Origin of the sequence: Actinomycetospora sp. NBRC 106378 (assembly GCF_030269685.1) — a bacterium.
Lineage (GTDB): Bacteria > Actinomycetota > Actinomycetes > Mycobacteriales > Pseudonocardiaceae > Actinomycetospora.
Map to the genome: position 1 here is coordinate 398180 of NZ_BSTT01000004.1, position 24218 is coordinate 422397.

The following is a 24218-nucleotide window of genomic DNA, read 5'->3' on the forward strand; positions in this document are numbered from 1 at the left end:
CGAGAGTGCCGTTCGTGCGGAACGGGGGTGTGGCGATCAGCCCAGCGCGCTCGTCAGCTCGGCCCCGGTCTTCTCGCGGACCTCGTCCTCGGTGACACCCTCGGCGAGTTCGCGCAGCACGAGGCCGGACTCGGTGACGTCGATGACCGCGATGTCGGTGATGATGCGCTGGACGACGCCCTCACCGGTCAGCGGCAGGTCGCACTTCTCGACGATCTTGTGCGAGCCGTCCTTCGCGACGTGCTCCATGAGCACGATGACGGTCTTGGCGCCGTGCACGAGGTCCATCGCGCCGCCCATGCCCTTGACCATCTTGCCGGGGATCATCCAGTTGGCGATGTCGCCGGTCTGGGAGACCTGCATGGCGCCGAGGATGGCGGTGTCGACCTTGCCGCCGCGGATCATCCCGAAGGAGAGCGCCGAGTCGAAGAACGAGGCGCCGGGCAGCGTCGTGACCGTCTCCTTGCCGGCGTTGATGAGGTCCGGGTCGACGTCGGCGTCGTAGGGGTACGGGCCGACCCCGAGCAGGCCGTTCTCGGAGTGCAGCGAGATGCCGACGCCGTCGGGCACGTAGTTCGGGACCAGGGTCGGCAGGCCGATGCCGAGGTTGACGTAGGAACCGTCGTGGAGCTCACGGGCCGCCCGGGCGGCCATCTGCTCGCGGGTCAGGCTCATCGGTTCATCGTCTCCTGGGTCGTGCGCTTCTCGATGTGCTTGCGGCCCACCTCGTCGGGCGTGAGCTCGACGACGCGGTGGACGAAGATGCCGGGCAGGTGGACCTCGTCGGGGTCGATCTCGCCGGGCTCCACGAGCTGTTCGACCTCGGCGATCGCGACCCGCGCGGCCATCGCGGCGAGCGGGTTGAAGTTGCGCGCGGACTTGTTGAACACGAGGTTGCCGTGCCGGTCGCCCTTGGCCGCGCGGACGATGCCGAAGTCGATGTCCAGGGCGGTCTCGAGCACGTAGGGCTTGCGGATCCGGGAGCCGTCGGCCTGGGTGACCTCGAACTCGCGGACCTCCTTGGCCGGGGAGGTCACGGTGACGTTGCCGTCGGCGTCGTAGCGCCAGGGCAGCCCGCCGTCGGCGATCATCGTCCCGACGCCGGCCGGGGTGTAGAAGGCGGGGACGCCGGTGCCGGCGGCGCGCATGCGCTCGGCCAGGGTGCCCTGCGGGTTGAGCTCGACCTCGATCTCGCCGCCCAGGTACTGGCGGGCGAACTCCTTGTTCTCGCCGATGTAGGAGGCGACCACCCGGGAGATGCGGTGCTGCTCGAGCAGCACGCCCAGCCCCCAGCCGTCGACGCCGCAGTTGTTGGACGCGACCTTCAGGTCGGTCGCGTCGGTGCGGTTCAGCGCGTCGATCAGCACGATCGGCACCCCGGACAGGCCGAAGCCACCGACGGCCAACGAGGCGCCGCTCGCGATGTCGGCCACCGCCTCGTCGGCGCTCGCGACCACCTTGTCGATCTCGCTCATGCAGATCCCTTCACGTGCTCGGCCAGCAGGGGGGTGACGATCTCGGGTCGCTGGTAGGACGCCAGGTGGGCGGCGTCGGCGACGACCTCGAAGCGGGCGCCGGGGATGCCGTCGGCGAGGACCTGCCCGTGCTCGGGCGGCGTCGCCGGGTCGTGCTCCCCGGAGATCACGAGGGTGGGCGCGGTGATGTCACCGAGCCGCGCGCGGGAGTCCCAGGCGGCGATCGCCTCGCAGCAGGCGGCGTAGCCCTCGGCCGGGGTCGCGGCGATCATGTCGCGCATCGCGTTCCGGACGGCGGGTGCGGCCTCCGCGTGGTCGTCGGTGAACCAGCGGGCCACGACGGCGTCGGCGATGGCGCCCACGCCGTCGGCTCGGACCGTCGCCGCACGCTCCAGCCACGGGTCGGGATCGCCGAAGCGGGCGGAGGTGCAGACCAGGGCGAGGGCCGCGACCCGCGCAGGCGCGCGCAGGGCGATCGCCTGGCTGATCGCGCCGCCCAGGGAGACGCCGGCGAAGGACGCACGGTCGACGCCGAGCCCGTCGAGGGTCTCCAGCACGTCGTCGGCGAGCTGCGACACGGAGTACGGCCCGTCCGGGACGGGGGAGGTGCCGTGGCCGCGGGTGTCGACCGTGATCACCCGGTGCTCGACGGCCAGGTCCCGTCGCTGGGGGGCCCACATGTCGACCGTGGAGCCCAGCGAGCAGAGCAGGACGACGACCGGGGCCTCGCGCGGCCCTTCGTCGGTCACGTGGAGTCGCACTCGAACACCCTCCCGTATCGGGCGATGTGTGCCCATGGGACTTCCGGCCACCGGCAGTGTGCGCCGCTCACACGTCCAGCTTCGACGGGTGCCGGGTCAGGGAGGTCACCTCGATGTCCATGTACGGGAACAGCGGGAGGCTGGAGAGCAGCTCGTGGAGCTCGTCGCCGGACTCCACGTCGAACCGGCTGACGTTGGCGTAGCGCCCGACCACGCGCCACAGCTCCGGCCACTTCCCCGACCGCTGGATCTCGTGGGCCCGCTCCCGCTCCCGGGCACGCAGGTCGTCGGCGACGTCCTGCGGCATGTCGTGGGGCAGGCGGACGTCCATACGGACGAGGAACTGCACGGGGACTCCCAGTTCGACGATGTGGCTTTTCCTGCCACTGGTTGACAGCAACGACGCTTTCCTGCCGGTCAGGGACGGTCGGCGCGGTAGTGGGCGAGCTTGTCGGGGTCGATCGTCGCGCCCAGACCCGGTGCCTGCCGGGCGGCGAGGCGGCCGTCGGTGATCACGGGGGGTTCGGCGAGGACGTCGTCGGCCATGAGCAGGAAGTTCGTGACCTCGACGGGGTGTCGCGCGAGGGCGGCCAGGCCGCAGCCGAGGGCCGTCGAGGCGACGGTGTTGACCATCCCGTCGATCTGGTTGCCGATCATCGTCGTCACCCCCAGGCCCTCGCAGAGCCCGACGATCTTGGCCGACTCGGTGAATCCGGTGCGGGCGACCTTCACGCTGATGGCCTCGGCGTCGCCGTCGAGCAGGGAGCGGGCGACGCCGCCGAGGGTGATCGTCGACTCGTCGCCGACGATCGGGATCGGCGAGGCGGCCACGATGCGGCGCCGGCCCAGGACGTCGTCGGCGGGGTTGGGTTCCTCGAGCATCGTCACGCCGTGCTCGGCGAGCCGGCGGGCGGCGACGACGGCGGTGTCCGCGTCCCAGCCGCGGTTGGCGTCGGCGTAGAGCTCGACCTGGTCGCCGAGCTCGGCCCGCAGCGCCCGCACCGCGGCGAGGTCGACCCCGAGCTCGCGGCCGACCTTGACCTTGAAGGCCTCCACGCCGTGCTCGTCGCGCATCTCCGCGGCGTCGGCGACCATCTCCTGCGGCGTGCCCAGGCCGATCATGTGGGCGACGCGCACCTCGTCGGCGGCGTGCCCGAGCAGGACGTGGACCGGCTGCCCGCACGCCTGCCCGACGAGGTCCCACAGGGCGGTGTCGATCGCGCCCTTGGCCGCGTTGTTCGCGACCGTGCGCCGCAGGTCGGCGCGGATGCGCTCGCGGGCGAACGGGTCGGCGCCGACGAGCACGGGGGCGAACAGGTCGCGGACCACGGCGACGACGGAGGCGGCGGTCTCGCCGTAGGTGTAGGGCCGCGGCGGCGCCTCGCCGACCCCGACGAGCCCGTCGTCGGTGGTGATGCGCACCAGCACGTGGTCGGCGGCGGTGACGGCGCCGCTGGCGAAGGCGAAGGGCCGGCGGTAGGGGACGGCGAGCGGGATCGCCTCGACGGCGGTGATCTTCATGGTCGCTCCTCCAGGAGGACGGCGAGGGCGCGGGCGAGGGCGGGTGAGGGGTCGTCGGCGCGCCAGGCGAGGGCGACGTCGGTGGTCACCCCGGTGTCGGCGAGCGGTCGGTAGCGGACGCCCTCGACGGTCACGGCCAGCACGGACTCCGGCAGCAGCGCGACCCCGAGGCCCGCGGCGACGAGGGCCAGCACGGTCGAGGTCTGACCGGCCTCGTGGGTGTGGCGGGGGACGAACCCGGCGGCCCGGCAGGCGCGGTCGGCGGCGGCGCCGACCACGGACCCGGGAGCCGCGTACACCACGAAGTCGGCGTCGGCGAGGTCGGCGAGGTCGACCAGCCCCTCCAGCGCCGGGCCGGACGTCGGCTCGGCGAGGACGAGGCCCTCCCGGGCCAGGACGTGCGTGCACAGACTCCCGTCGCCCACCGGCGGCCGGAGGACGGCGAGGTCGATGCGGTGGTCGGTGAGGGCCGCCTCCAGGTCGGGGGTCAGCATCTCCGTGCGGAAGGTGAGGGCCAGACCGGGGACGGCGCCCGCGAGGCGCCGGACGAGCTCCGGCACGTGCCGGTAGGTCGCGAGCCCGGTCGCGCCGACCCGCAGCGACCCCAGGTCGCCCGCGGCCACCCGCGACACCTGGTCGCGGGCGGCCGAGACGGACTCCAGGATGCGCACGGCCTCCGGCAGCAGCGCCTCGCCCGCGGCGGTGAGGTCGACCCGGCGCGTGGTCCGCTCGAAGAGCGGTGCCCCGAGGTGCGACTCCAGTTGCCGGATGGCCTGCGAGAGCGGCGACTGGGCGATGTGCAGCTGCTCGGCCGCCCGCCCGAAGTGTCGCGTCCGCGCCACGGTGACGAAGTAGCGCAGCTGCCGGAGGTCCACGGGTCAGGCGTCGCGCTCGAGCACGAAGTCCCGGTCCGAGCGGACCTCGGTGCCGTGGCCGGTCGGCTGCGGGTCGAGCGTGAGCTCGGGCTTGTCGGCTGAGGCGACGTCGTTGCCCAGGTAGGGGTCGCCGGTGAAGAACAGCTGGGTGGTCAGCGTGCGGTGCCCGGGCGCGGAGACCAGCAGGTGGATGTGCGCAGGGCGCCACGGGCTCCAGCCGGCGGCCAGCGTCATCTGCCCGGTCGGGCCGTCGAGCGGGATCGTGTACGGCGCGGGCTTGCGCGTGTGGATCTCGTAGCGGCCCTGGTCGTCGGCGGTGACGACACCGCGCAGGTTCCCGGCCGGCGGCTTGGCGGCGAAGCCGGAGTACCAACCCTCGTCGTCGGTGTGCCAGATGTCGACGGTCGCGCCCGCGAGCGGGTTGCCGTCGGTGTCGGTGACCTGCCCGGCGAGGATCATCGGCGTGCCGGGCTCGTCGTCGCGCATCGGCAGCGTGGCCGGCGAGTCCAGCTGAGCCTGCCCGTCGAGCCAGAACGGGCCGAGGATCGTGCCGACGGACCCCTGCTGGGTCTCGGCGGCGACCTTCTCGACCTCGAACTCCAGGTACACGTCGAGGAACAGCGGCCACTCGCCGGTGTCGGAGACGGCGATGAGCCAGCGCTTGAAGGCGTCGAACTCCTCGTAGGTGACCTTCTGTTCGCGGATGGCGGCGCGGATGCCCTCGAGGGCGGCGCCCACGACGGCCGAGACGCGGGCCGGGTCGGCGCTGCCACCCGCCGTCCGGAAGGTGGCCGCGCCGGAGCGGGCGATGTCGGTGGCGTGGCTCCCGGCGGTGGCGGCGTCGGAGACGGACTGGTCCTCGGTGGTGGTCATGCGGGTTCCTTCGTGGTGATGGCGGTGGTGGCGGAGTACTCGTGGACCCAGGCGTTGTCGTCGAGGTAGCCCGCGAAGCGCGCGTCGCGCGCCTTCAGGCCGTCGACGTCGTCGTCGGGGAGGTGCAGCAGCGTCCCGGTCTCCCAGGCGCTGGTGGAGACGGCGCGGGTGCGGGCGCGCCGCTGACGGGGATAGGCGGCGAGCGCCTCGTCGGGGCTCAGCGCGGCGAGGAGATCGGCGAGCACGACCGCGTCCTCGATCGACTGGTTCGCGCCCTGGCCGTGGTGGGGGAGCATCGCGTGGCAGGCGTCGCCGATCAGCGCGACCCGGTCGCGGGTCCACCGGGTCAGGTGCGGCTGCGAGAGCAGCGGCCACCGCGGGCTCTGCGGGACCGCCGCCAGCATCTCGACGACGGCGGGGTGCCAGCCCTCGAAGGCCGCGAGGAGCTCGCCGTCGGGAACCTCCCGGTTGCCGCCCTCCCACTGCGAGGGACCGCAGAGCACGGCGAAGAAGTTGACCGTGTCGTCGTCGCGCTCGACGCCGCCGAGGGCGTAGTGGAGCAGGTGCGCGTCGGGGCCGGCCCAGAACTGGATGGCGAGCGGGTCGGGCAGCGACGGCAGCGCCGAGCGGGGGACGAGCCCGCGGAAGGCGCTGGTGCCGGAGTAGACCGGGCCGGAGCCGGGGGCGACGTACTCCCGGACGACGGAGTGCACCCCGTCCGCGCCGATGACGACGTCCGCGGTCACGGTGGATCCGTCGGCGAAGGCGATCGAGCGCCCGTCGTCGCCGATCCCGGCGACCGCCCGCGAGAGGTGCAGGTGCTCGGCACCGAACGCCCGGGCGAGACCCTGCTGCAGGTCGACCCGGTGGATGCCCCAGTAGGGCGCGCCGAAGCGACGCCGGTACTCGTCGCCGCCGGGGTGGGCGGCGATCCGCTCGCCGCTGCGGCCGTCGCGGTAGATCAGCTCGGTGGGCATCGTGGAGACCCGGTCCAGGGCCTCCCCGACGCCCAACCGGTACAGCTCCCGGCTGCCGTTCGCCGAGAGCGCCACCGCGGCGCCGACCTCGCGCAGCTCGTCGGCGCGCTCGTAGAGGTCCATGTCGATCCCCCGGGCCCGCAGCGCGAGCCCGAGGGTCAGTCCGCCGATCCCGGCGCCGACGACGGCGATCTTCACGAGGCCGCCCAGAGGAACGCGTCGGTGAGCTCGGCGGGGCGCCGTCTCCACCCGCCGTGCCACGCACCGGTGATCAGGACGAAGGTCTCCACGCTGAACGCCTCCTGTCGTGCGGGTCTCGACTGCCAGCGTGACACGGGTCATCCCGGAGGAGAAAGCGCTGAATCGCGCACGATTGAGATGTTCAGTGTCTCGATACTCGGCCGCTTGACCGTCGATCGAGGGCCCGCCTAGCTTCACCTGAACTGTTCGGTTCAGGAAAAGGGGACACCGTGGTCCGCATCCGCACGACCCACGTCGGGAGTCTTCCGCGCCCGACCACCCTGCTCGACCTGCTCGCCTCCCCGCAGGCCGACCCGGGCGCGCGGGAGGAGGCGACCCGCGAGGCCGTCGCCGACATCGTCGCGGCGCAGCGGGAGCACGGGATCGACGTCGTGACCGACGGCGAGATGGGCAAGCTCGGCTTCTTCAGCTACGTCACCGAGCGCCTCGGTGGGCTGGAGCGGCGGCCGGGCGCGGAGACGGTGTACAGCTTCGCGGCGGAGCAGGAGGCGTTCCCGGAGTACTACGAGCGGTACTTCGCGCAGGCCATGATGGGCGGCACCGTCGGGACGATCGAGCCCGTGGTGTGCACCGGGCCGCTGGTCTACCAGGGGGAGACCGCCCTGCGTCGCGACCTGGACAACCTCGCCGCCGCGGTCGACCCGGCCGAGGCGTTCGTCCCCTCGATCGCCCCGAGCGGCGTGGGCGTGAACGAGTACTACGAGACCGAGGAGGCGTACTACTTCGCCGTCGCGGACGCCCTGCACACCGAGTACCGGGCGATCGTCGACGCCGGGTTCACGCTGCAGGTCGACGACCCGTTCCTCACCGAGATCTTCAGCTTCCACGGGTACGACGAGGCCGCCCGTGAGCGCCGCGGACGGATGTACGTGGAGGCGGTCAACCACGCCCTGCGCGGGATACCGCCGGAGCGGGTCCGCTTCCACACCTGCTACTCGATCAACGAGGGACCGCGGGTGTTCGACGTCCCGCTGGCCGACGTGATCGACCTCGTGCTGGCCGTGAACGCCCGCTACGTGTCGTTCGAGGCGGCCAACCCCCGCCACGAGCACGAGTACCACCTGTGGGAGACCGTCGCGCTCCCGGAGGACAAGGTGCTCGTGCCGGGCGTGATCACCCACGCCTCCAACATCGTCGAGCACCCCGAACTCATCGCCGAGCGCCTCGAGCGCTTCGCCCGCCTGGTCGGACCGGAGCGGGTGATGGCCGGCGCGGACTGCGGGTTCTCCTCCCAGGCGACCTACCGCCCGGAGGTGGACGAGCGCGTCATGTGGGCCAAGTTCGACGCGATGGCCGAGGGCGCCCGGTTGGTCAGCGCCCGGCTCCGCTGAGGACCAGGGCCACCACCGTCTCCGGCGGGGTCGTCCGACCGGCGAGGTGGTCGGCGTAGAGGGTCCCGACGACGAGGCTGGTCGCGGCCTCGACGTCGAGATCGTCCTGGAGTTCGCCCCGCTCGACACCGGCGGAGAGGACGGCGGCGAACAGGGCCCGGCGGGGGAGCAGGGTGTTCTCGCGCACGATGTCGAGCAGGACACCGTCCCGGTCGGTCAGGCACGTCCCGAGGATGCTCATCGCCCCGACCGCCTCGTACTGCGCCCGCATCGCGTCGAGCAGCGCCACGAGGTCGGCCCGCACGTCCCCCGTCGGCTCGGGGACGTCGCCGAGCCGCAGGTGGGCCAGGGCGGCTCCGACCAGGGCGTTCTTCGTGGGCCACCGCGTGTAGACGGTCACCTTGGACACCCCGGCCGCCGCGGCCACCCGGTCCATCGACGTCCCCGCGACGCCGTGCTCGGCCAGCAGGCGCACGGTGGCGTCGAGGACGGCCGCGTCCTTGCTCCGGTCCTTGACGCGACCGCGGCGGGTCACCGGGGACGGTGCGGGCTCCATGGGCCCCGGAGCGTACGGCGCGTGCATGGCCCGGATCGGCGAGAACGCCTAGCGTGGCCGCCGGACGCCGCGAGAGCCAGACCTGGAGGAACGCATGCCGAGCACGGACCCGACGACGATGCGGTCGGTCCTGGGGCACTTCCCGTCCGGCGTCACCATCGTGACCGGGGTCGTGGACGGCGAGCCCGCGGGCTTCACCTGCCAGTCGTTCTCCTCGCTGTCCCTCGACCCGCCCCTGGTCCTGATCCTGCCGGGCCGCAACTCGTCCTCGTGGCCGAGGATCGAGTCGACCGGGCGCTTCTGCGTCAACGTGCTCGCCGAGGACCAGGGAGCGCTGTCGACGCAGTTCGCGAGGTCGGGGACCGACAAGTTCGCCGGCGTCGAGTGGACGGCGGCCTCCGGGTCGGGCTCACCGATCCTCGCGGGCGCCACCGCCTGGATCGACTGCACGCTGCACGCGTCCTACGACGGCGGCGACCACCTCATCGTCGTCGGTGCGGTGCAGGAGCTCGCGACCGCCGAGCTGCCGCCGCTGGTGTTCCACCGGGGCGCCTACGCGCGCACGAACGCGACGCTCTAGACCTTCCGGAGCCGGATCGGCCCCTTCGCGGTGGAGGGGTCGACCACGTGGCCCTGCTGCGTGATCTCGATCGTCCCGGCGTCGACCAGCCGACGGGCCGCGCGTCGGGCGGGCTCCATGAGGTCGCGCCAGCCGTCGCCCCCGACCTGCTTCGCGGCCTCCGACGGGCAGATGGTCTTCCCGGCGGCCCGCCGGTCGAGCAGCTCGACGATCGTGGTCTCCAGCGCCCGGTCGGTGTCGTCCGGCCGGTGGCGACGGCAGCCGTCGGAGCAGTAGCGGACGTTCTCCCAGTCCCGCGCCCACTTCTTGCGCCACTCGATGCGCCGCCCGCAGGTCGCACAGGTCTTCTCCTCCACGCCCCCGGTGTACCCGCTGCCACCCGGTCGCAGGTGGCTCTGCCGCGGTGACCTGTCGTCGGGAAGGGTCGCGCCGTGCACCGCTTCACCCAGGTCGACGTGTTCACCGACGAGCTCTTCGCCGGCAACCCGGTCGCGGTCGTCCACGACGCCGACGACCTCACCGACGCGCAGATGGCCGCGATCGCCGCGTGGACGAACCTGTCCGAGACCACGTTCCTGCTGCGCCCGACGCAGCCCGGCGCCGACTACCGGCTGCGCATCTTCACCCCGCGCCGCGAACTGCCGTTCGCCGGCCACCCGACGCTCGGCTCGGCCCGCGCCTGGCTCGAGGCCGGAGGCGTTCCCGACGACGGGGCCGGTCCGGTCCAGGAGTGCGGCGCGGGTCTCGTGCGCGTGCACGCCGCCGACCGGCTCGCGTTCGAGGCGCCGCCCCTGCTGCGCTCGGGCCCGGTCGACGCCGGGGACCTGCCGGTGCTGGCGGCGGGCCTCGGCGTGGACGACGTGGTGGACGCGGCGTGGGTGGACAACGGGCCGGGCTGGGTCGCGCTCCTGCTCCGCGACGCGGCGACCGTGCTGGCCCTCGAGCCCGACCTGCGGGCCCTCGCCGAGAGCGACGTGAGCCGGGCGGTCGGCGTCGTGGGGCCGCACCCGGCGGGGTCGGACGCGGCGTTCGAGGTGCGCGCGTTCGTGCCGTCGATGGGAGTCGGCGAGGACCCGGTGACGGGCTCGCTCAACGCGGGACTGGCGCAGTGGCTGGTCCCGGCCGGGCACGCCCCGTCGTCGTACGTGGCGGCGCAGGGGACCGTCCTCGGCCGCCGGGGGCGGATCCACGTCGAGCACGCCGGCGACGCGGTGCACGTCGGCGGCGACACGGTCGTCGGGGTGTCGGGGACGCTCGCCGTCTGAGCCCGCTCCCGCGAGTGCGGCGGAATGTGTCACTCCTGACGCACTTCGCCGCACTTCCGCCCGGGGGCTCACCGGTCGAGCGCGAGCACCGCCATCGTCCGCACCGACCCGTCCCGCAGGCGCCGGGCGGGGTCGACGTGGTCCTCGACGAACCCCGCCCGCCGCGCCGCGCCCAGCGAGGCGGCGTTGGCGGGCTCGACGGTCAGCTCCAGCCGCCGGCAGTCCCGTTCGGCGAACGTCCACGCCGCCAGCGTCGCGAGCGCGTCCGACGTCCACCCGCGTCCCCGGACCTCCGGCGCGCACCAGTAGCCGATCTCGCCCACGCCGTCGCGCACGTGCAGCAGCGCCATGCTGCCCGCCACCCGCCCCGGCGCGGTGAGCCCCTCGACGCAGAACGACGCCCCGCCCTCGGCCTCGACGTCGTGGACGTAGTGGGCGAGGAACCAGTCGGCGTCCTCGCGGCGGTAGGGCGACGGCACCGTCGTGAAGCGCTGCACGTCGGCGTCCTGGCACGCGCGGAAGATGGCCTCGGCGTCGTCGTCGCGCCACGGCCGGAGTCGGGTCAGCACGCCGAGCAGCACGGTCACGGGTCCATCATCGCGGCGTGCGCATCCGAGATCTCGCGGCCGCCGAGCACGACGCCGCGATCGCCCTCTGGCACGCCGCCGGGCTGACCCGTCCCTGGAACGACCCGCGCGCCGACCTCGAGCGGGCGGTCCGCGGACCGTCCTCGACGGTCCTCGTGGCCGTTCCCGACGACGGCGACGGCCTGCTGGGGACGGTCATGGCCGGCCACGACGGGCACCGCGGCTGGGTGTACTACCTCGCCTCCGCCGCCCCCGGGCACGGCGTCGGGCGGGCCCTCATGGCGGCGGCCGAGACCTGGCTGGCCACGTCCGTCCCGAAGGTCCAGCTCATGGTCCGCGCCGACAACGCCGCCGCGTCGGCCTTCTACGAGCGGCTCGGCTACCGGCGCTCGGACGTGACCGTGTGGCAGCGGGTGATCCCGGCCGACCCGGTGCGCCCCACCGACGGGACGCTCCTAGGCTCCCAGGAGTGAAGTTCCCGATCCTGCGTCGCGTCCTGCGCGGCCTCGTCGGGCTGCCGCGTCCGCTCAAGCGTGCGATCGCCGGACGACGCGTCGAGCTCGACGGCCAGGTGCTGGACCTCGACGTCCAGATGGTCATCAAGCTGATCTCGCTCGCCGCGAACCCGGGCGAGGAGCCGCCGATCTCCGATCAGCGCCGCCTGACCGACGAGGCCGCCACCGGTCTCGCCGAGGTCACCCGCGGCGTCGTCAGCCGGTCGGTGACGATCCCCGTGCCGGTGGGCCCGACCCGGGACGCCCCGGGCACCCTCGACGCGCGCCTCTACGAACCGGTCGACGTCGCGGGTGCGACGTCGGGTCTGCTCGTCTTCTTCCACGGCGGCGGCTTCGCGCTCGGCAGCATCGCCTCCGGCGACCCGCTGTGCCGGGCGCTGGCGCAGCAGGCCGGCGCCCGGGTGCTGTCGGTGGAGTACCGCCTCGCCCCGGAGCACCCGTTCCCGGCCGGGCTCGCGGACGCGGTCGCGGCGCTGCGCCATGTCCTCGCCCACCGGGAGGAGTTCCGGGCGGGCGCGGTCGCGGTCGGGGGCGACTCGGCGGGCGCGAACCTCGCCCTCACCGCCGCCCACCAGCTGGCGCGGCGGGGCGAGCCGACCGCCGAGTTCGTCCTCGCGCTCTACCCCGTCACCGACGCCGGCCGGCAGGGCGGCTCCCGCGAGCTGTTCTCCGTCGGGTTCGGGCTGCGCACCCAGGACGTGGAGTGGTTCGAGGGCCTGTACCTGCCCGAGGGGCTCGACCCGATCCGCCCGACGGCGCTGCTCGAGGCCGACGATCTCGACCGCATGCCCCCCGCCTACGTCGCCACCGCCGGCTTCGACCCGCTGCGCGACGAGGGCGAGGAGCTGGTGACGGCGCTGCGGGCCGTCGGGGTCCCGGTCGTGGCCCGCCGGTTCCCCGGGCTCGTGCACGGCTACGCGGGCTTCGCGGGGCTGATCCCGGCGGCGCGGGACGCGGTGCTCGACGCGGCGTCGGCCCTCCGGGCGGGGATCGCGCTGACCGGTCCACGGTCGTCGTCGGGGATGGCCCTGGACACGCCGGGCGTGGCGGACCGTGGTGCGGGTATCTCCTGACCATGGCGGGACCCGTGAAGGAATCGATCTCCATCGCCGCGCCGGTGTCGACCGTCGTCGACATCGTGGCCGACCTGGAGAACACCGAGCGCTGGGCCAACGAGGCCAAGGGCGCCGAGGTGAAGGCGCGAGGTGACGACGGGCGGCCGACGCGTATCGAGGTCACCCTGGGCGCGATCGGGTTCACCACCGCGGCGGTCTACGACGTCGCGTACACCGACTCGTCGGTGACGCTGACCTGCACCGGGGACGGTGGGCGCCTGATCCGCGAGAGCACGATCAGCTACGAGGCGGCCGAGTCCGGCGACGGCACCGAGCTGACGATGACCTCCACGATGGAGGTCACCGTCCCCGTGCCCGAGTGGGGGCTCGAGCGGGCGATGGGTCGCTCGGCGAAGAAGAACCTGCAGTCGGTGAAGAAGGACGCCGAGCGCTCCTGACGGCTAGTGCCGCAGGGCGCCCATCATCGCCGACGGGTAGCGGTCGCCGGTCGCCACGCCCAGCGGCGCGGCCTCGTCGATCGCCGCGAGCTCGTCGTCGGTGAGCGTCACGTCCACCGCGGACACGTTCTCCTCCAGGTACCGGCGGCGCTTGGTGCCGGGGATCGGCACGACGCCGGACGGGATCTGCTTCGCGAGCACCCAGGCGAGCGCGAGCACCGTCGTCGGGACGCCCTTCGACGCCGCGATCTCCTCCACCCGCTCGAGCACGCGCAGGTTGGCCTGCAGCGCCTCGCCGGAGAAGCGCGGGGCGTTGCGGCGCCAGTCGCCCTCGGGCAGGTCGTCGGTGCTGCGGATCTCCCCGGAGAGGAAACCGCGGCCGAGCGGGCTGTAGGGCACGAAGCCGATGCCGAGCTCGCGGCACACGTCGAGCACGCCGTCGTCCTCGACCTCGCGGGTGAACAGCGAGTACTCGGTCTGCACCGCACTGACCGGCGCCGTCGCGTGCGCCCGCCGGATGGTGTCGGGCGCCGCCTCCGAGATGCCGAGGTAGCGGACCTTCCCGGCCGTGACGAGCTCGCCCAGCGCGCCCCAGGTCTCCTCGATCGGCACCGAGGGGTCGACGCGGTGCTGGTAGTAGAGGTCGATGTGGTCGGTCCCGAGGCGCTGCAGCGACCCGTCGACGGCCTGCCGCAGGTACTCCGGCGATCCGTCGACGCGGCCCGCGGGCCTCCCGTCGGGGGAGACGGCGTTGCCGAACTTGGTGGCGATCTGCACCTCGTCGCGGTGGGCCCGCAGCTCCTGCCCGACCAGGTCCTCGTTGGTGCGCGGGCCGTAGATGTCGGCGGTGTCGAAGAAGGTGACGCCGAGCTCCAGGGCCCGGGCGATCGTGGCGCGGGACTCGGCGTCGTCCTGCCCGCCGTAGGCGTAGGTCATCCCCATGCAGCCGAGCCCGAGGGCGGAGACGGAGAGGCCCTGGGTCCCGAGTGGTCGTTGCTCCATGTCCCGGGACTACCCCGCGAGCGCCCGCCCGACCGTGCGCCCGGAGAACAGACAGCCGCCGAGGAACGTGCCCTCGAGCGAGTTGTAGCCGTGCACCCCGCCGCCGCCGAACCCGGCGGCCTCGCCCGCCGCGTACAGCCCGGGCACCGGGACGCCGTCCACGCCGAGCACCCGGCCGGCGAGGTCGGTGTGCAGCCCGCCGAGCGTCTTGCGGGTGAGGACGTGCAGCTTCACCGCCACCAGCGGGCCCGCCTCCGGGTCGAGCAGGCGGTGCGGCGCCGCGACCCGCACGAGCCGGTCGCCCAGGTAGCCGCGGGCGTTGCGGACCGCCGCGAGCTGTGCGTCCTTGCCGTAGGGGTTGTCGAGGTCGCGGTCGCGGGCCACGACCTCCCGTTCCACGTCCTCGAGGCGCAGCAGCGGTTCGGGGGTCAGGGCGTTCATCCGGTCGACCAGCTCGGCGAGCGAGCCCGCCGCCACGAAGTCGGCGCCGCGGCGCTGGAACTCGCCGACCGGACCGGTCGGGCCCGGACGACCGCGCTGCAGGGTCAGGCGGATGTCGCGGCCGGTGAGGTCCGGGTTCTGCTCGGAGCCGGAGAGCGCGAACTCCTTCTCCAGGATGCGCTGGGTGGTGACGAACCAGGTGTGGTCGTGCCCCGTGCACCGGATGTGCGCGAGCGTCGCCAGCGTGTCGTGGCCGGGGAACAGGGGTGCGGGCAGTCGTCGCCCGGTCGCGTCGAACCACATCGAGGACGGCCCGGGCAGGATGCGGATGCCGTGCAGCGGCCAGACCGGCGAGTGGTTGACGATGCCCTCGGTGTAGTGCCACATCCGGTCGCGGTGCACCACCGCGCCGCCCGCGGCCTCGGTGATGCCGATCATCCGGCCGTCCACGTGCGCGGGCACGCCGGAGATCATGTGCTCGGGCGGGGTGCCGAGGCGGGCCGGCCAGTACTTCCGCACGGCCTCGTGGTCCCCGCCGATCCCGCCACTGGTGACGACGACGGCGCCCGCGGCGATCTCGAACGTCCCGGTCTCGACGCGCGAGCTCGACTGCCCGCGGGAGACGTCGCTGGGTTCGAGCACCGCGCCGCTCACGCCGGTGACCACACCTGCCGTCGTGACGACGCGGTCCACGCGGTGGCGGTGCCGGAGCTCGACGCGCCCGTCGGCGACCGCGGCACGCACCCGGCGCAGGAAGGGCTCGAGGATGCCGGGGCCGGTACCCCAGGTGATGTGGAAGCGCGGAACGGAGTTGCCGTGACCGGTCGGGGAGCCGGAGCCCCGCTCGGCCCATCCGACGACGGGGAAGAAGCGGACGCCCTGCGCCCGCAGCCACGAGCGCTTCTCCCCGGCGGCCCACTCGACGTACGCCCGGGCCCACGCCCGGCCCTGCTCGTCGCCGGTCGCGTCGAACTGGGCGGAGCCCTGCCAGTCCGACCACGCGAGCTCGACCGAGTCGCGGATCCGCAGCCGGCGCTGCTCCGGGGAGTCGACGAGGAAGAGCCCGCCGAACGACCACCAGGCCTGCCCGCCGAGCGAGGCCTCGGGCTCCTGGTCGACCAGGACGACCCGACGACCCGCGTCGGCGAGTTCGGCGGTGGCGACGAGCCCGGACAGGCCGGCTCCGACGACGACGACGTCCGGGGTGCTCACGCCGCCATCATGCCAAGAGCGGTCAGCGCATCCCCAGCTTCTTGGTGCAGGTCGGCCACGCCTTCCAGCCCTGCTCGTCCTGCACCCTCTTCGCCACGGCGATCTGCTCCTCGCGGCTGGCCTGGTCGGCCGAGGGCGCGTACTTGCGGCCGCCGAACTCGCGCCAGGTGGAGTCGGTGAACTGCAGGCCGCCCTTGAAGCCGTTGCCCGTGTCCGCGTCCCAGTTGTTGGTCGACTCGCACTTGGCGAGGCGGTCCCACGTGGCGTTGCTCTCCGGCGAGGCGGTCGCGCTCGGCGCGGCCATGGCGGTGCCGGCCAGGGCGACCGGCGCGGTCACGGAGGCGGCGACGACGCCGACCTTGAGCGACGCGAGGGCGAGGCTGCCGGTGGTCTCGGACAGCGTGGACGGCTTGCGGTGGCGACCAGACATACGTCGGCTCCAAGTCGAGTCGGGGACACTCGGGCCGGAGTGCGTGGGGAGCGGACCGGCAGGCGGGGACCGTAATCGAACCGAGACCTTCCGTCACCTCGCGTGACCGGACGGCCGCGCAGTGTCGCGGTGAGTGGCGGGCTGCGGGCGGTGGGCGGCGAACGGAGCGACCCCATACGGCTGAATCGGCCGAACGGGCGCTCAGCGCAGGAAGCCGACCGCCGCCCAGTGACCACGCGGGTCGGTGTCGGCCGGTGGCCGCCCCGCTTCCGGACGCCACTGCCCGGCCCAGGTGAGCCCGGGCTCCACGAGATCGACCCCGGCCACGATCCGGGCGACCTGGTCCCGTGAGCGGGCCCGCGGGGCGCCGTGGGCGTAGCTCGCGGTGATCCGCTCGACGTGCCGGGTGGCCCGGCCGTCGTCGGTGGTGAAGTGCGAGACGGCGAGCGCGCTGCCGGGCACGAGCCGGGCGAGGTAGCGCTCGACGAGCCCGGCGGCGTCGTCGGGAACGTGTTGCAGCATCGAGAACGCGAGCAGCCCGACCGGCCGGCCGAGGTCCAGCAGGCCGGCGACCCCCGGTGCGGCGAGCACGGCGGCGACGTCGGTGACGTCGACCGTGCTGTAGCTCGCCGTCGGCACCGCGGCGAGCAGCGCCTGCCCGTGGAGGGCGGCGATGGAGTCGACGTCGGTGTAGGCCACCCGGGCCGTGGACCGGCTGCGGGCGACCACCTCGTGCACGTTGCCCATGGTGGGCACCCCGGAGCCGAGGTCGAGGAACTGGTCGATGCCGGCGGCGAGCAGGAACCGCACGGCCCGGCGCAGGAAGGCCCGGTTCTCGCGGGCCAGGGTCACCACGTCCCCCGAGGTTCGGGTCAGCTCGTCGCCGGCGCGGCGGTCGACGGCGCCGTGGGCCGCCCCGCCGAGCAGGTAGTCGTAGACGCGCGCCGAACTCGGCCGCTCGAACTCCTCCGGCGACGGCGACGGCTCCCGCCCGCGCGTGGGCGACGACGGCAGGGCGGGGTGGAGGACCTCGCCGGCGGGCGGACCGGCCTGGCCGGGCACCGACCCGGGCGGCAGCCCGAGCACGGCACGGGGCGTCGCGGCCCGCTCGGCGAGGCCGCCGGGGTTCCCCGGCGCCGGCGGGGCGGGGCGGTGGCGGCGCGGCGGTTCGAGCACGCGGCCACCTCCGACGGTCGCCTCCGGGCGGGGGCGGTCGGTGGCCAGTAGGCAAGGGGGATCCGGCGGTGTCAAACGCGCACCACGGAGGAACCAGCGCGTCGAGGTCCGGACGACCCCGCACGGTGAGCGACCCGTCCGCAAAACCCTGTGCCGCGCCGGGCGCCTTCCGTGGCGCGCGCCGATCTCGTCACGGACGGTCAGATGTCACGACTAGGTCACAGCGCGGCCGCTCCGAGCTGTTGGGAGAGGGTTCGGCGGGAGGTCACGTCGTCGTCGCTCACCCGGACCTCACGGCGGCAACCGTCCATCCCGTGCGCGTCGCGGTCGTGACCGAGTCCTTCCTGCCCCAGGTCAACGGGGTCACGAACTCGGTCCTGCAGGTCATCGCCCATCTCCGACGACGAGGGCACGACGCCCTCGTCCTGGCCCCGGGGGTCGGCCCCGACGAGGTGGAGGGCACCCCGGTCATCCGGGTCCCGGCGCTCGATCTCGCGGTGGTCGACTCCCTCCCCGTCGGCGTCCCCACGCCCGCGGTCCGGGCGACCCTCGAGGAGTTCCGTCCCGACGTCGTCCACCTCGCGTCGCCCTTCGTCCTCGGTGCCCGCGCGATCACCGCGGCCCGGCGGCTGCGGGTGCCGACCGTCGCGGTCTACCAGACCGACGTCGCCGGGTTCGCCGCCTCGTACGGCGTCGGGCTGACCGCCCGCGCGGCCTGGCGCTGGACCCGGCGGCTGCACAGCCGCGCGGACCGGACGCTCGCCCCGTCGGCGTGGGCGGTCGACGCGCTGCGCGAGCACGGGATCCCGCGCGTGCACCGGTGGGGTCGCGGCGTCGACACCGACCGGTTCCGCCCGGCCGCGGAGCACGCCGACGGCGGCGCGGCCGCGGCGGCGCTGCGCCGGGAGCTCGCGCCGCGCGGGGAGATGCTGGTCGGCTACGTCGGGCGGCTCGCGCACGAGAAGCAGGTGGAGCGGTTGGCCGCGCTCTCCGCTCTGCGCGGCGTGCGCGTCGTCGTCGTCGGGGACGGCCCGGCCCGGTCGCGGCTCGCCGAGCTCCTGCCCGACGCCGCCTTCCTCGGTTTCCGCGGCGGCTCCGACCTCGCCACCGCCTACGCCGCGCTCGACGGTTTCGTCCACACCGGCCCCTTCGAGACCTTCTGCCAGACGGTGCAGGAGGCCAAGGCCACCGGCCTGCCGGTCATCGCGCCGGACGCGGGCGGGGTGCGCGACCTCGTGGATCCCGGGGTCACGGGGTGGCTCTTCGACGTCGACGACCCCGCCGGGGGTGGCCTCGCCGAGCGGGTCCGGCAGTGGCGGGACGAGCCGGCCGTCCGCCGCCGGACGGGCCTCGCCGCCCGGGCGTCGACCACGGGCCGGACCTGGCCCGCGGTCTGCGAGGAGCTGCTGGGGCACTACGCGGATCTCACCGCTCACGATTCACGCGGAGCACACCGCGTCGTCACGCGCGGGTCGGCCGAACGGCGCACTGGCACCGTAGACACCGCGGCATGACCAGCACCGAGGTCCTGCTCACCACCGGAGCGGCCGCCCCGGCCGGCCCCGCTCCCGCCCGGGACGAGATCGCGCGGCCGGAGGACTCCGGGCGCTACAGCCTGCTCGTCTCCCGCGAGGCCGGCGCGGTGCGCGCGGCGCAGCGGCTGCGCCACGACGTGTTCGCGGTCGAGCAGGGTGCGCGTCTCGCTCCGGGGACGGCGGCCGACGAGGGCCGCGACGAGGACCGGTTCGACGCGTTCTGCGACCACCTGATGGTGCGCGACGACACCGACGGCTCGATCGTCGGCACCTACCGCATGCTCACGCCGGAGGGCGCCGCCGAGGCGGGCGGGCTGTACTCCGACACCGAGTTCGACCTGCGTCGACTCGATCCGCTGCGCTCCCGCCTGGTCGAGGTCGGCCGCTCCTGCGTGCACCCCGACCACCGCACCGGCACCGTGCTCTCGCTGGTGTGGGCGGGGATGTGGCGCTATCTCGTCCTCTCCGGGCACCGCTGGCTGGTGGGGTGCGCCAGCGTTCCCCTCACCGCCGACGGGGAGCTGCCGGGCGCGGTCTGGTCGCTGGTCCGCGAGAAGCACTACGCCCCCGACGAGCGCCGGGTCGTCCCGCACCGTCCGGCCCCGATCGGTCCCGACGAAGGCCGTCGCGCGGCCCGCGCCCTGACCCCGCCGCTGCTGCGCGGCTACCTGCGCCTGGGCGCCGAGATCGGCGGTGCCCCCGCGATCGACCACGACTTCGGGGTCGCCGACCTCCTGGTCCTGCTCGACCACACCGCCATCGACCCGCGCTGGCGCCGCCACCTGCTGGGGGAGGACGGATGAGTCCCTCCGGCTGGTTCCCGGCGTCCCCCTGCACCCCGGCGTGCCTGCCCGAGCGGGTTCCCGACGACGGGTGGGTCCGGTTCCGGCGGCTCGCCCGCACCGTCGCGCGGATGACCGGGCTCCTCGTGGTGCTGCTCGCCGGGGTGCCGCTCGCGGCCCTCGCCCCGCTGCTCGGCCCGCGCGCGGTCGGCCGGATGCAGGCCTTCTGGTGCGCCCGGCTGCTCGCGGCGGCCGGGGTGACGGTCGTGGTGACCGGTCCACGCCCCGCCGCGGGATCGCTCGTCGTCGCGAACCACGTGTCCTGGCTCGACGTGCTCGCGCTCAACCGGGTCACCCCGGTCCGCATGCTGGCCAAGGTCGAGGTGCGGTCCTGGCCGCTCATCGGCGCCATGGCCGCCCGCGTCGGCACCGTCTTCCTGGAGCGGGACCGCCTCCGCGCCCTGCCCGCCGCCGTGGCCGCGGTCGCGGACGCCCTGCGGGCCGGCGGGTGCGTCGGCGTCTTCGCCGAGGGCACCACGCGCTGCGGTCGCGACCTCGGCCGGTTCCGTCCGGCGGCGTTCCAGGCCGCGTTCGACGCGGACGCCCCGGTGGTCCCCGTCGCGCTGTCCTACGCCGACGCCGGCGGGACCGTCGACGCCACGGCCGCCTTCGTCGGCGACGACGACCTCCTCTCCTCCCTGCTCCGCGTCGCCGCCGCGCCGCGGACCGTGCTGACCGTGCGGGTGCTCCCTGCGTGGACCGGTGTCGTCGGGCACGAGCACCGGCCCGGCGACCGGGAACCCGCCCGCCGCGGCAGTGCCCGGGCCGCCGCGGCGGCGATCACCGCGGCCCTGCCCGCGCCCGGCACCGACCCGCGCCCGGTGCCGGCCGTCCACGGCCCGGTCCGCCCGGCCGTGCGGCCCGCCGGGATGACCCGTGACGAGGTGACCCGTGCCGCCTGACCAGGACGTCCCCACCCGCGGCTGGCGCGACGACGCCCGCTTCGCCGCGCAGTTCGTCCGGGCTCCCGTGGCCACCGCCTCGGTCTGGCCGAGCTCGTCCGCGCTCGCCCGGACGGTGGCCGACGCCGCGCTGGGGCCGGAGGGGCCCACGAGGACGACCGCGCCCGTCGTCGTGGAGCTCGGTGCGGGGTCCGGCGCCTTCACCCTGGAGCTCGCGCGTCGCCTCGGCGGGCGGGGCCGGCACCTCGCGGTGGAGCTGAACCCGGCGTTGGCGCACCACCTCGCCCAGCGGCTCCCGACGGTCGAGGTGGTCCCGGCCGACGTCGCGGAGCTCCCGACCCTGCTCGCGGTCCGGGGACTGCCCGCGACCGGGGGCGTCGACGTGGTCGTCAGCGGGCTCGGGTGGTCCGCGACCCGTCCCGGGCGGGACGACTCGTTGCTGCCGGTCGTGGCCTCGACCCTCGCCGCCGGCGGCGTGTTCGTGCAGTTCGGCTACACCTTCACCCGGTGGGCCGGGCCGGCGCGGGCCCTCGAGGAGGAGCTGCGCGAGCTCTACGGCGAGGTCACCACCAGCCCCACGGTCTGGCGCAACCTGCCACCCGCCGTCGTGCACCGCGCCGCCCGCCCGGTCCGGGCATGACGCCGGCCCGACGTCGGGAGCTCCTGGCTCCCGGCGCCGGGCCGGTCCTTCACCCCCCCGGGCCGGATCAGCTGCTGATGGCGTCCGCGGCCGTCTGGACCATGGCCGGGTTGTCGGTGTCGAAGGCCTGCGCCGCCGCCTTGACCTTGGCGTCGGTCTGAGCGTTCAGCATGCCGTTGCAGTCGGCCAGGACCTTGTCGACCGCGGGCAGGAGCTGCCCGTCGATCCGGGCCCGCTGGTCGGCCGGGAGGTCCGCGGCGGCGACGGTGTCCCGGAACTTCTGCACGGCGTCCCGGTACTCGGCGATGTCGGCCCGGAGCTCCGCGGCCGTGTTGTGGGCCTGCCAGTTCGTCTCGAACGTCTGGTTGGCGCCGATCAGGTCGAGGTAGGCGGTGAGCACGTCGGCCTGGCCGGTGGCCGTGCCGGGGTCGGTCGCCGCCGGGGCGGCGGCGGAGGACGGGGCCGCCGCGACCGGAGCCGGCGCGGGGGCCGGGGCCGGCGTGTAGGTCACCGTCGTGACCATCGACAGCACCATGATCGTCGAGACGATGCCCATGAGCGTGAAGACGATGCCGAGCGCGATGCCGGTGGTCGCGAGGCCCTTGCCCCGCTCGCCGGTGCGGGCGATCTGGCGCCGCGAGATCGCGCCGAGCACGATCGCGACCGGCGAGACGACGAACGCGACCACGACCGACACCCACGACAGCGTGTTCAGGGGCGCCTCGGGGGCGACGGGGTACGCGGTGCCGGCCGGGGTCGGGGTCGAGTACGGCGCCGGCGCCGGGGCCGGGTGGCCGACGGGCGAGCCGGGCGGCGGCCACCCCGGGTTCTGGACCAGGGGTGTGCCACCGGCCGGAGTGGTGGTGGCGGCGTCGACGGACGGGTCGATCATCGGGGTGACGGGGTGGTCGAGGTGCTGCGTCATGGCGGTCTCCCTGGTCGGCCGGGGTGTCCCGGCGGTGGTTCCGGGCTCTGCCGGGTGCCCGACTACCGTCACTCTTCGTCGACCAAAACGCCAAGTAATGCAGCAAAGTGCCACTCGTTCGGCCTAGTTAATGTTACGTTGAGCGATAACACCAGGTCAGCCCGTGGTGGCAAAACGGCCCGGTGTAGCGTCCGGCCACCGTCACCGGCGTCGGGGTCGACCACCTGCCCCCGGCGTCAGCCACCGACACGTGGTGCGCGATGGTGTGTCGTGACCGGGGAGGAACCCGTCACCCGGTCACGATGAGACCGGCCGGCCCGTCCGGGGCGCGGTCGCACCGAGACCAGACCTGTGCAGGTGAGGAGAGAGGGAGACCATGCCACTCCCCACGTTGACCCCCGAGCAGCGCGAGGCGGCCCAGGCCAAGTCCCGCGAGGCTCGTCAGGCCCGCTCGGCCCTGCTCGCAGGGATCAAGAGCGGTGACGAGACCATCCCGGCCGTGCTCGACCGCGGCAAGGAGGACCCGATCGCGGGCAAGACGAAGGTGTCGCAGCTCGTGCGGGCCCTGCCGGGCTACGGCCCGGCCAAGGCCGCCGCGGTGCTCGAGCAGGCCGGCATCCCGGAGGACCGGCGTGTCGCCGGCCTCGGCGCCCGCCAGAAGGAGGCGCTGGTCTCGGCCCTCGGCTGAGTCCACCCGCCTTCACGACGACGGCCCGGTCACCTCGCGAGGTGACCGGGCCGTCGTCGTGTGACCGGGCGTCAGTCGGTGCCGGCCGGCAGGTCCTTGCTCACCGAGCCGAGGCTCGTCCCGATCGCCCAGCTGCCGAACGAGAGCTTGCCGGCCTGGCCGATCGAGGTGTCCCGGTAGATGCCGGTCTTCACGTAGCTGTCCTTGCCCTCGTAGAGCGTCCCCGAGGGCGGGGCGAAGTCGGCGAAGCGCTGCACGCCGTCCTGCCAGGCGCTCACCGTGCCGTCCGAGGACGAGAACTTCACCTTGAGCACGATGTGGGTCCACTGGCCCGGCGTCGCGGGGCCGACCTCCCGGGAGAACCCGCCGCCGTCGCCGTCGACGAGGAACTTGCCGTCCTGGACCTTGAGCTCGAGCGGAGGCGTACCGGTGCCGTCGTTCTTGAACTGCGTGATCACCTGCCAGTCGGAGGTGTTCACGGGGAAGTCCGGGGCCAGGCGCACCGAGAACCCGAAGTAGTACTCGTCGCCCTCGGAGAGGCTCTTGAAGTCGGGCTCGACCTCGGAGCGCTTGCCGCCGCCGGGCATGAGGAAGTTCAGGAGTCCGCCCGCGAGGGTCGGTGACTTCGCGCCCTGGTTGTTCCACGGGGTGGACTTGAAGTTCTTCAGGCCGGCCTCGCGGAAGTCGGCCGACCAGAGGGTGCGGCCGCCGTCGTCACGGGGGGCGGCCTCCGCAGTGGAGGTGGTCGGCGGCGTCGTCGTCGTGGTCGGGGCCGCCGACGTGGTGTGGGGGCTGACGCGCGGCGTCACGGCCTCCGAGACACCGGCCGGGGCGACGGCGAGGGCGTCGGGCCGCACGAGCTCGCCGGCGTCGGCGGGCGGGTCCGCGAGGAAGGCCGGCCCGGTGCTGGCCGCGGCGACGCTGGCGCCCGCGAGGGCGCCGAACAGGGCGAGGGCGCCCGCCGCGCGGGTGGTCGACAGGGCCCGGGCGCGGGGCGTGCGGTGGCTGCCGGTCGCGGGTGTGGCGGGCTGCTGACGCTCGTCGTCGGCGGGGGCCCACGGCTGACGCCCGGGCGCCGTCCCGCGGGCCTCGGCGGTCGCGCGGGCGATGGCGGCGAGGTCGAGCGGAGTGGTCGCCGGGTCACCGCGGTGGCGGCCACCGCCGTAGGGGCGGGGTCCGGACGCCGGCGCGTCCAGCGCCGCGGGCCAGGACCCCGTACGGGGCTGCTGGGCCCCGGAGCGATGTCGAGCCATGGGTCGGTCCTCGGTCGTGGCGCACGGGACCCGGTCGAGGGGGAGCGATCCGGTGCCCCGACGGGGTCGTCGAGGCGTGTCC

28 protein-coding genes are annotated in these 24218 nt (G+C 74.4%); 11 read left to right on the forward strand and 17 right to left on the reverse strand.

Going from position 1 to position 24218, the window contains the following annotated elements:
- Nucleotides 1–36: 36 nt before the first annotated feature.
- From QSK00_RS13395 to QSK00_RS13430, 8 genes are all read right to left on the reverse strand, one after another.
- Nucleotides 37–675, reverse strand: a complete 639-nt coding sequence (locus QSK00_RS13395) for a CoA transferase subunit B (RefSeq protein WP_285591352.1) — start codon at nucleotides 673–675, stop codon at nucleotides 37–39.
- Entirely contained in the window at nucleotides 672–1475 is an 804-nt protein-coding gene (locus QSK00_RS13400) for a CoA transferase subunit A (protein WP_285591354.1), read from the reverse strand. The genes QSK00_RS13395 and QSK00_RS13400 overlap by 4 nt, the downstream gene beginning before the upstream one ends.
- Nucleotides 1472–2236: a 3-oxoadipate enol-lactonase gene (gene pcaD, locus QSK00_RS13405; RefSeq protein ID WP_285591356.1), complete on the reverse strand. Its 765-nt coding sequence runs from the start codon at nucleotides 2234–2236 to the stop codon at nucleotides 1472–1474. The genes QSK00_RS13400 and pcaD overlap by 4 nt, the downstream gene beginning before the upstream one ends.
- A 67-nt stretch (nucleotides 2237–2303) precedes the next feature.
- A complete protein-coding gene (gene catC, locus QSK00_RS13410; protein ID WP_285591358.1) occupies nucleotides 2304–2585 on the reverse strand; it encodes a muconolactone Delta-isomerase in 282 nt (93 codons plus the stop codon).
- 68 nt (nucleotides 2586–2653) lie between these two features.
- Complete coding sequence (locus tag QSK00_RS13415) at nucleotides 2654–3757, reverse strand: mandelate racemase/muconate lactonizing enzyme family protein (RefSeq protein ID WP_285591360.1); 1104 nt, start codon at nucleotides 3755–3757, stop codon at nucleotides 2654–2656.
- On the reverse strand, nucleotides 3754–4632 hold the full coding sequence (locus tag QSK00_RS13420; protein WP_285591362.1) for a LysR family transcriptional regulator: 879 nt from the start codon (nucleotides 4630–4632) through the stop codon (nucleotides 3754–3756). Before QSK00_RS13420 ends, QSK00_RS13415 begins: the two co-directional genes overlap by 4 nt.
- Nucleotides 4633–4635: 3 nt before the next feature.
- The gene (locus QSK00_RS13425) at nucleotides 4636–5505 is read right to left on the reverse strand and encodes a dioxygenase family protein (RefSeq protein ID WP_285591364.1); all 870 of its coding nucleotides are present in this window, start codon (nucleotides 5503–5505) and stop codon (nucleotides 4636–4638) included.
- Nucleotides 5502–6680, reverse strand: coding sequence for an FAD-dependent monooxygenase (locus tag QSK00_RS13430; protein WP_285591366.1), 1179 nt, complete (start codon nucleotides 6678–6680; stop codon nucleotides 5502–5504). Before QSK00_RS13430 ends, QSK00_RS13425 begins: the two co-directional genes overlap by 4 nt.
- A 272-nt stretch (nucleotides 6681–6952) precedes the next feature.
- Here QSK00_RS13430 and QSK00_RS13435 point away from each other — a divergent pair, with 272 nt between their 5' ends.
- Entirely contained in the window at nucleotides 6953–8074 is a 1122-nt protein-coding gene (locus QSK00_RS13435) for a cobalamin-independent methionine synthase II family protein (RefSeq protein ID WP_285591368.1), read from the forward strand.
- On the opposite strand, the gene QSK00_RS13440 is transcribed toward QSK00_RS13435, so the two are convergent.
- Nucleotides 8055–8630 carry a TetR/AcrR family transcriptional regulator gene (locus QSK00_RS13440; protein ID WP_285591370.1) on the reverse strand — a complete coding sequence of 192 codons (576 nt, stop codon included), beginning with the start codon at nucleotides 8628–8630 and terminating at the stop codon, nucleotides 8055–8057. The two genes, QSK00_RS13435 and QSK00_RS13440, sit on opposite strands and share 20 nt — an antisense overlap.
- Nucleotides 8631–8724: 94 nt before the next feature.
- Here QSK00_RS13440 and QSK00_RS13445 point away from each other — a divergent pair, with 94 nt between their 5' ends.
- Entirely contained in the window at nucleotides 8725–9210 is a 486-nt protein-coding gene (locus tag QSK00_RS13445) for a flavin reductase family protein (protein WP_285591372.1), read from the forward strand.
- Here QSK00_RS13445 and QSK00_RS13450 read toward each other — a convergent pair.
- The gene (locus QSK00_RS13450) at nucleotides 9207–9566 is read right to left on the reverse strand and encodes a DUF3253 domain-containing protein (protein WP_285591374.1); all 360 of its coding nucleotides are present in this window, start codon (nucleotides 9564–9566) and stop codon (nucleotides 9207–9209) included. The genes QSK00_RS13445 and QSK00_RS13450 overlap by 4 nt on opposite strands.
- A gap of 75 nt (nucleotides 9567–9641) precedes the next feature.
- Between QSK00_RS13450 and QSK00_RS13455 the strand changes: the two genes are divergently transcribed.
- Nucleotides 9642–10475, forward strand: a complete 834-nt coding sequence (locus QSK00_RS13455; protein ID WP_285591377.1) for a PhzF family phenazine biosynthesis protein — start codon at nucleotides 9642–9644, stop codon at nucleotides 10473–10475.
- Between the two features lie 68 nt (nucleotides 10476–10543).
- Here QSK00_RS13455 and QSK00_RS13460 read toward each other — a convergent pair whose 3' ends face one another.
- Nucleotides 10544–11062 (reverse strand): GNAT family N-acetyltransferase, encoded by a 519-nt coding sequence (locus QSK00_RS13460; RefSeq protein ID WP_285591379.1) that lies wholly within the window; start codon nucleotides 11060–11062, stop codon nucleotides 10544–10546.
- 17 nt (nucleotides 11063–11079) lie between these two features.
- Between QSK00_RS13460 and QSK00_RS13465 the strand changes: the two genes are divergently transcribed.
- The 3 genes from QSK00_RS13465 to QSK00_RS13475 are packed head-to-tail and all read left to right on the forward strand — an operon-like array spanning nucleotide 11080 to nucleotide 13090.
- On the forward strand, nucleotides 11080–11535 hold the full coding sequence (locus QSK00_RS13465) for a GNAT family acetyltransferase (RefSeq protein WP_285591381.1): 456 nt from the start codon (nucleotides 11080–11082) through the stop codon (nucleotides 11533–11535).
- Entirely contained in the window at nucleotides 11532–12650 is a 1119-nt protein-coding gene (locus QSK00_RS13470) for an alpha/beta hydrolase (protein ID WP_285591383.1), read from the forward strand. Before QSK00_RS13465 ends, QSK00_RS13470 begins: the two co-directional genes overlap by 4 nt.
- 2 nt (nucleotides 12651–12652) lie before the next feature.
- Complete coding sequence (locus tag QSK00_RS13475) at nucleotides 12653–13090, forward strand: SRPBCC family protein (protein ID WP_285591385.1); 438 nt, start codon at nucleotides 12653–12655, stop codon at nucleotides 13088–13090.
- A 3-nt stretch (nucleotides 13091–13093) separates the two neighbouring features.
- Here QSK00_RS13475 and QSK00_RS13480 read toward each other — a convergent pair whose 3' ends face one another.
- The 4 genes from QSK00_RS13480 to QSK00_RS13495 all read right to left on the reverse strand — a co-directional run bounded on the left by QSK00_RS13480 (nucleotide 13094) and on the right by QSK00_RS13495 (nucleotide 17351).
- Nucleotides 13094–14092, reverse strand: a complete 999-nt coding sequence (locus tag QSK00_RS13480; RefSeq protein ID WP_285591388.1) for an aldo/keto reductase — start codon at nucleotides 14090–14092, stop codon at nucleotides 13094–13096.
- A 9-nt stretch (nucleotides 14093–14101) separates the two neighbouring features.
- On the reverse strand, nucleotides 14102–15745 hold the full coding sequence (locus tag QSK00_RS13485) for an FAD-binding dehydrogenase (RefSeq protein WP_285591391.1): 1644 nt from the start codon (nucleotides 15743–15745) through the stop codon (nucleotides 14102–14104).
- A gap of 22 nt (nucleotides 15746–15767) precedes the next feature.
- A complete protein-coding gene (locus tag QSK00_RS13490) occupies nucleotides 15768–16175 on the reverse strand; it encodes a transglycosylase family protein (RefSeq protein ID WP_285591393.1) in 408 nt (135 codons plus the stop codon).
- A 201-nt stretch (nucleotides 16176–16376) separates the two neighbouring features.
- Nucleotides 16377–17351, reverse strand: a complete 975-nt coding sequence (locus QSK00_RS13495) for an SAM-dependent methyltransferase (protein ID WP_285591395.1) — start codon at nucleotides 17349–17351, stop codon at nucleotides 16377–16379.
- Between the two features lie 314 nt (nucleotides 17352–17665).
- Here QSK00_RS13495 and QSK00_RS13500 point away from each other — a divergent pair, with 314 nt between their 5' ends.
- Genes QSK00_RS13500 through QSK00_RS13515 form a run of 4 tightly spaced genes read left to right on the forward strand, consistent with a single transcriptional unit; the run spans nucleotide 17666 to nucleotide 21270 of the window.
- Nucleotides 17666–18865 carry a glycosyltransferase family 4 protein gene (locus QSK00_RS13500; protein ID WP_285591397.1) on the forward strand — a complete coding sequence of 400 codons (1200 nt, stop codon included), beginning with the start codon at nucleotides 17666–17668 and terminating at the stop codon, nucleotides 18863–18865.
- Entirely contained in the window at nucleotides 18862–19689 is an 828-nt protein-coding gene (locus tag QSK00_RS13505) for a GNAT family N-acetyltransferase (protein WP_285591399.1), read from the forward strand. The genes QSK00_RS13500 and QSK00_RS13505 overlap by 4 nt, the downstream gene beginning before the upstream one ends.
- Entirely contained in the window at nucleotides 19686–20630 is a 945-nt protein-coding gene (locus QSK00_RS13510) for a lysophospholipid acyltransferase family protein (protein WP_285591400.1), read from the forward strand. The genes QSK00_RS13505 and QSK00_RS13510 overlap by 4 nt, the downstream gene beginning before the upstream one ends.
- Nucleotides 20620–21270: a class I SAM-dependent methyltransferase gene (locus tag QSK00_RS13515; protein ID WP_285591402.1), complete on the forward strand. Its 651-nt coding sequence runs from the start codon at nucleotides 20620–20622 to the stop codon at nucleotides 21268–21270. The genes QSK00_RS13510 and QSK00_RS13515 overlap by 11 nt, the downstream gene beginning before the upstream one ends.
- Before the next feature lie 67 nt (nucleotides 21271–21337).
- Here the strand turns inward: QSK00_RS13515 and QSK00_RS13520 are convergent, their stop codons facing one another.
- The gene (locus QSK00_RS13520; RefSeq protein ID WP_285591405.1) at nucleotides 21338–22195 is read right to left on the reverse strand and encodes a DUF4190 domain-containing protein; all 858 of its coding nucleotides are present in this window, start codon (nucleotides 22193–22195) and stop codon (nucleotides 21338–21340) included.
- 376 nt (nucleotides 22196–22571) lie between these two features.
- Here QSK00_RS13520 and mihF point away from each other — a divergent pair, with 376 nt between their 5' ends.
- On the forward strand, nucleotides 22572–22883 hold the full coding sequence (gene mihF / locus QSK00_RS13525) for an integration host factor, actinobacterial type (RefSeq protein ID WP_026204617.1): 312 nt from the start codon (nucleotides 22572–22574) through the stop codon (nucleotides 22881–22883).
- A gap of 71 nt (nucleotides 22884–22954) precedes the next feature.
- Here mihF and QSK00_RS13530 read toward each other — a convergent pair whose 3' ends face one another.
- Nucleotides 22955–24136, reverse strand: coding sequence for a heparin lyase I family protein (locus QSK00_RS13530; protein ID WP_285591409.1), 1182 nt, complete (start codon nucleotides 24134–24136; stop codon nucleotides 22955–22957).
- Nucleotides 24137–24218: the final 82 nt, after the last annotated feature.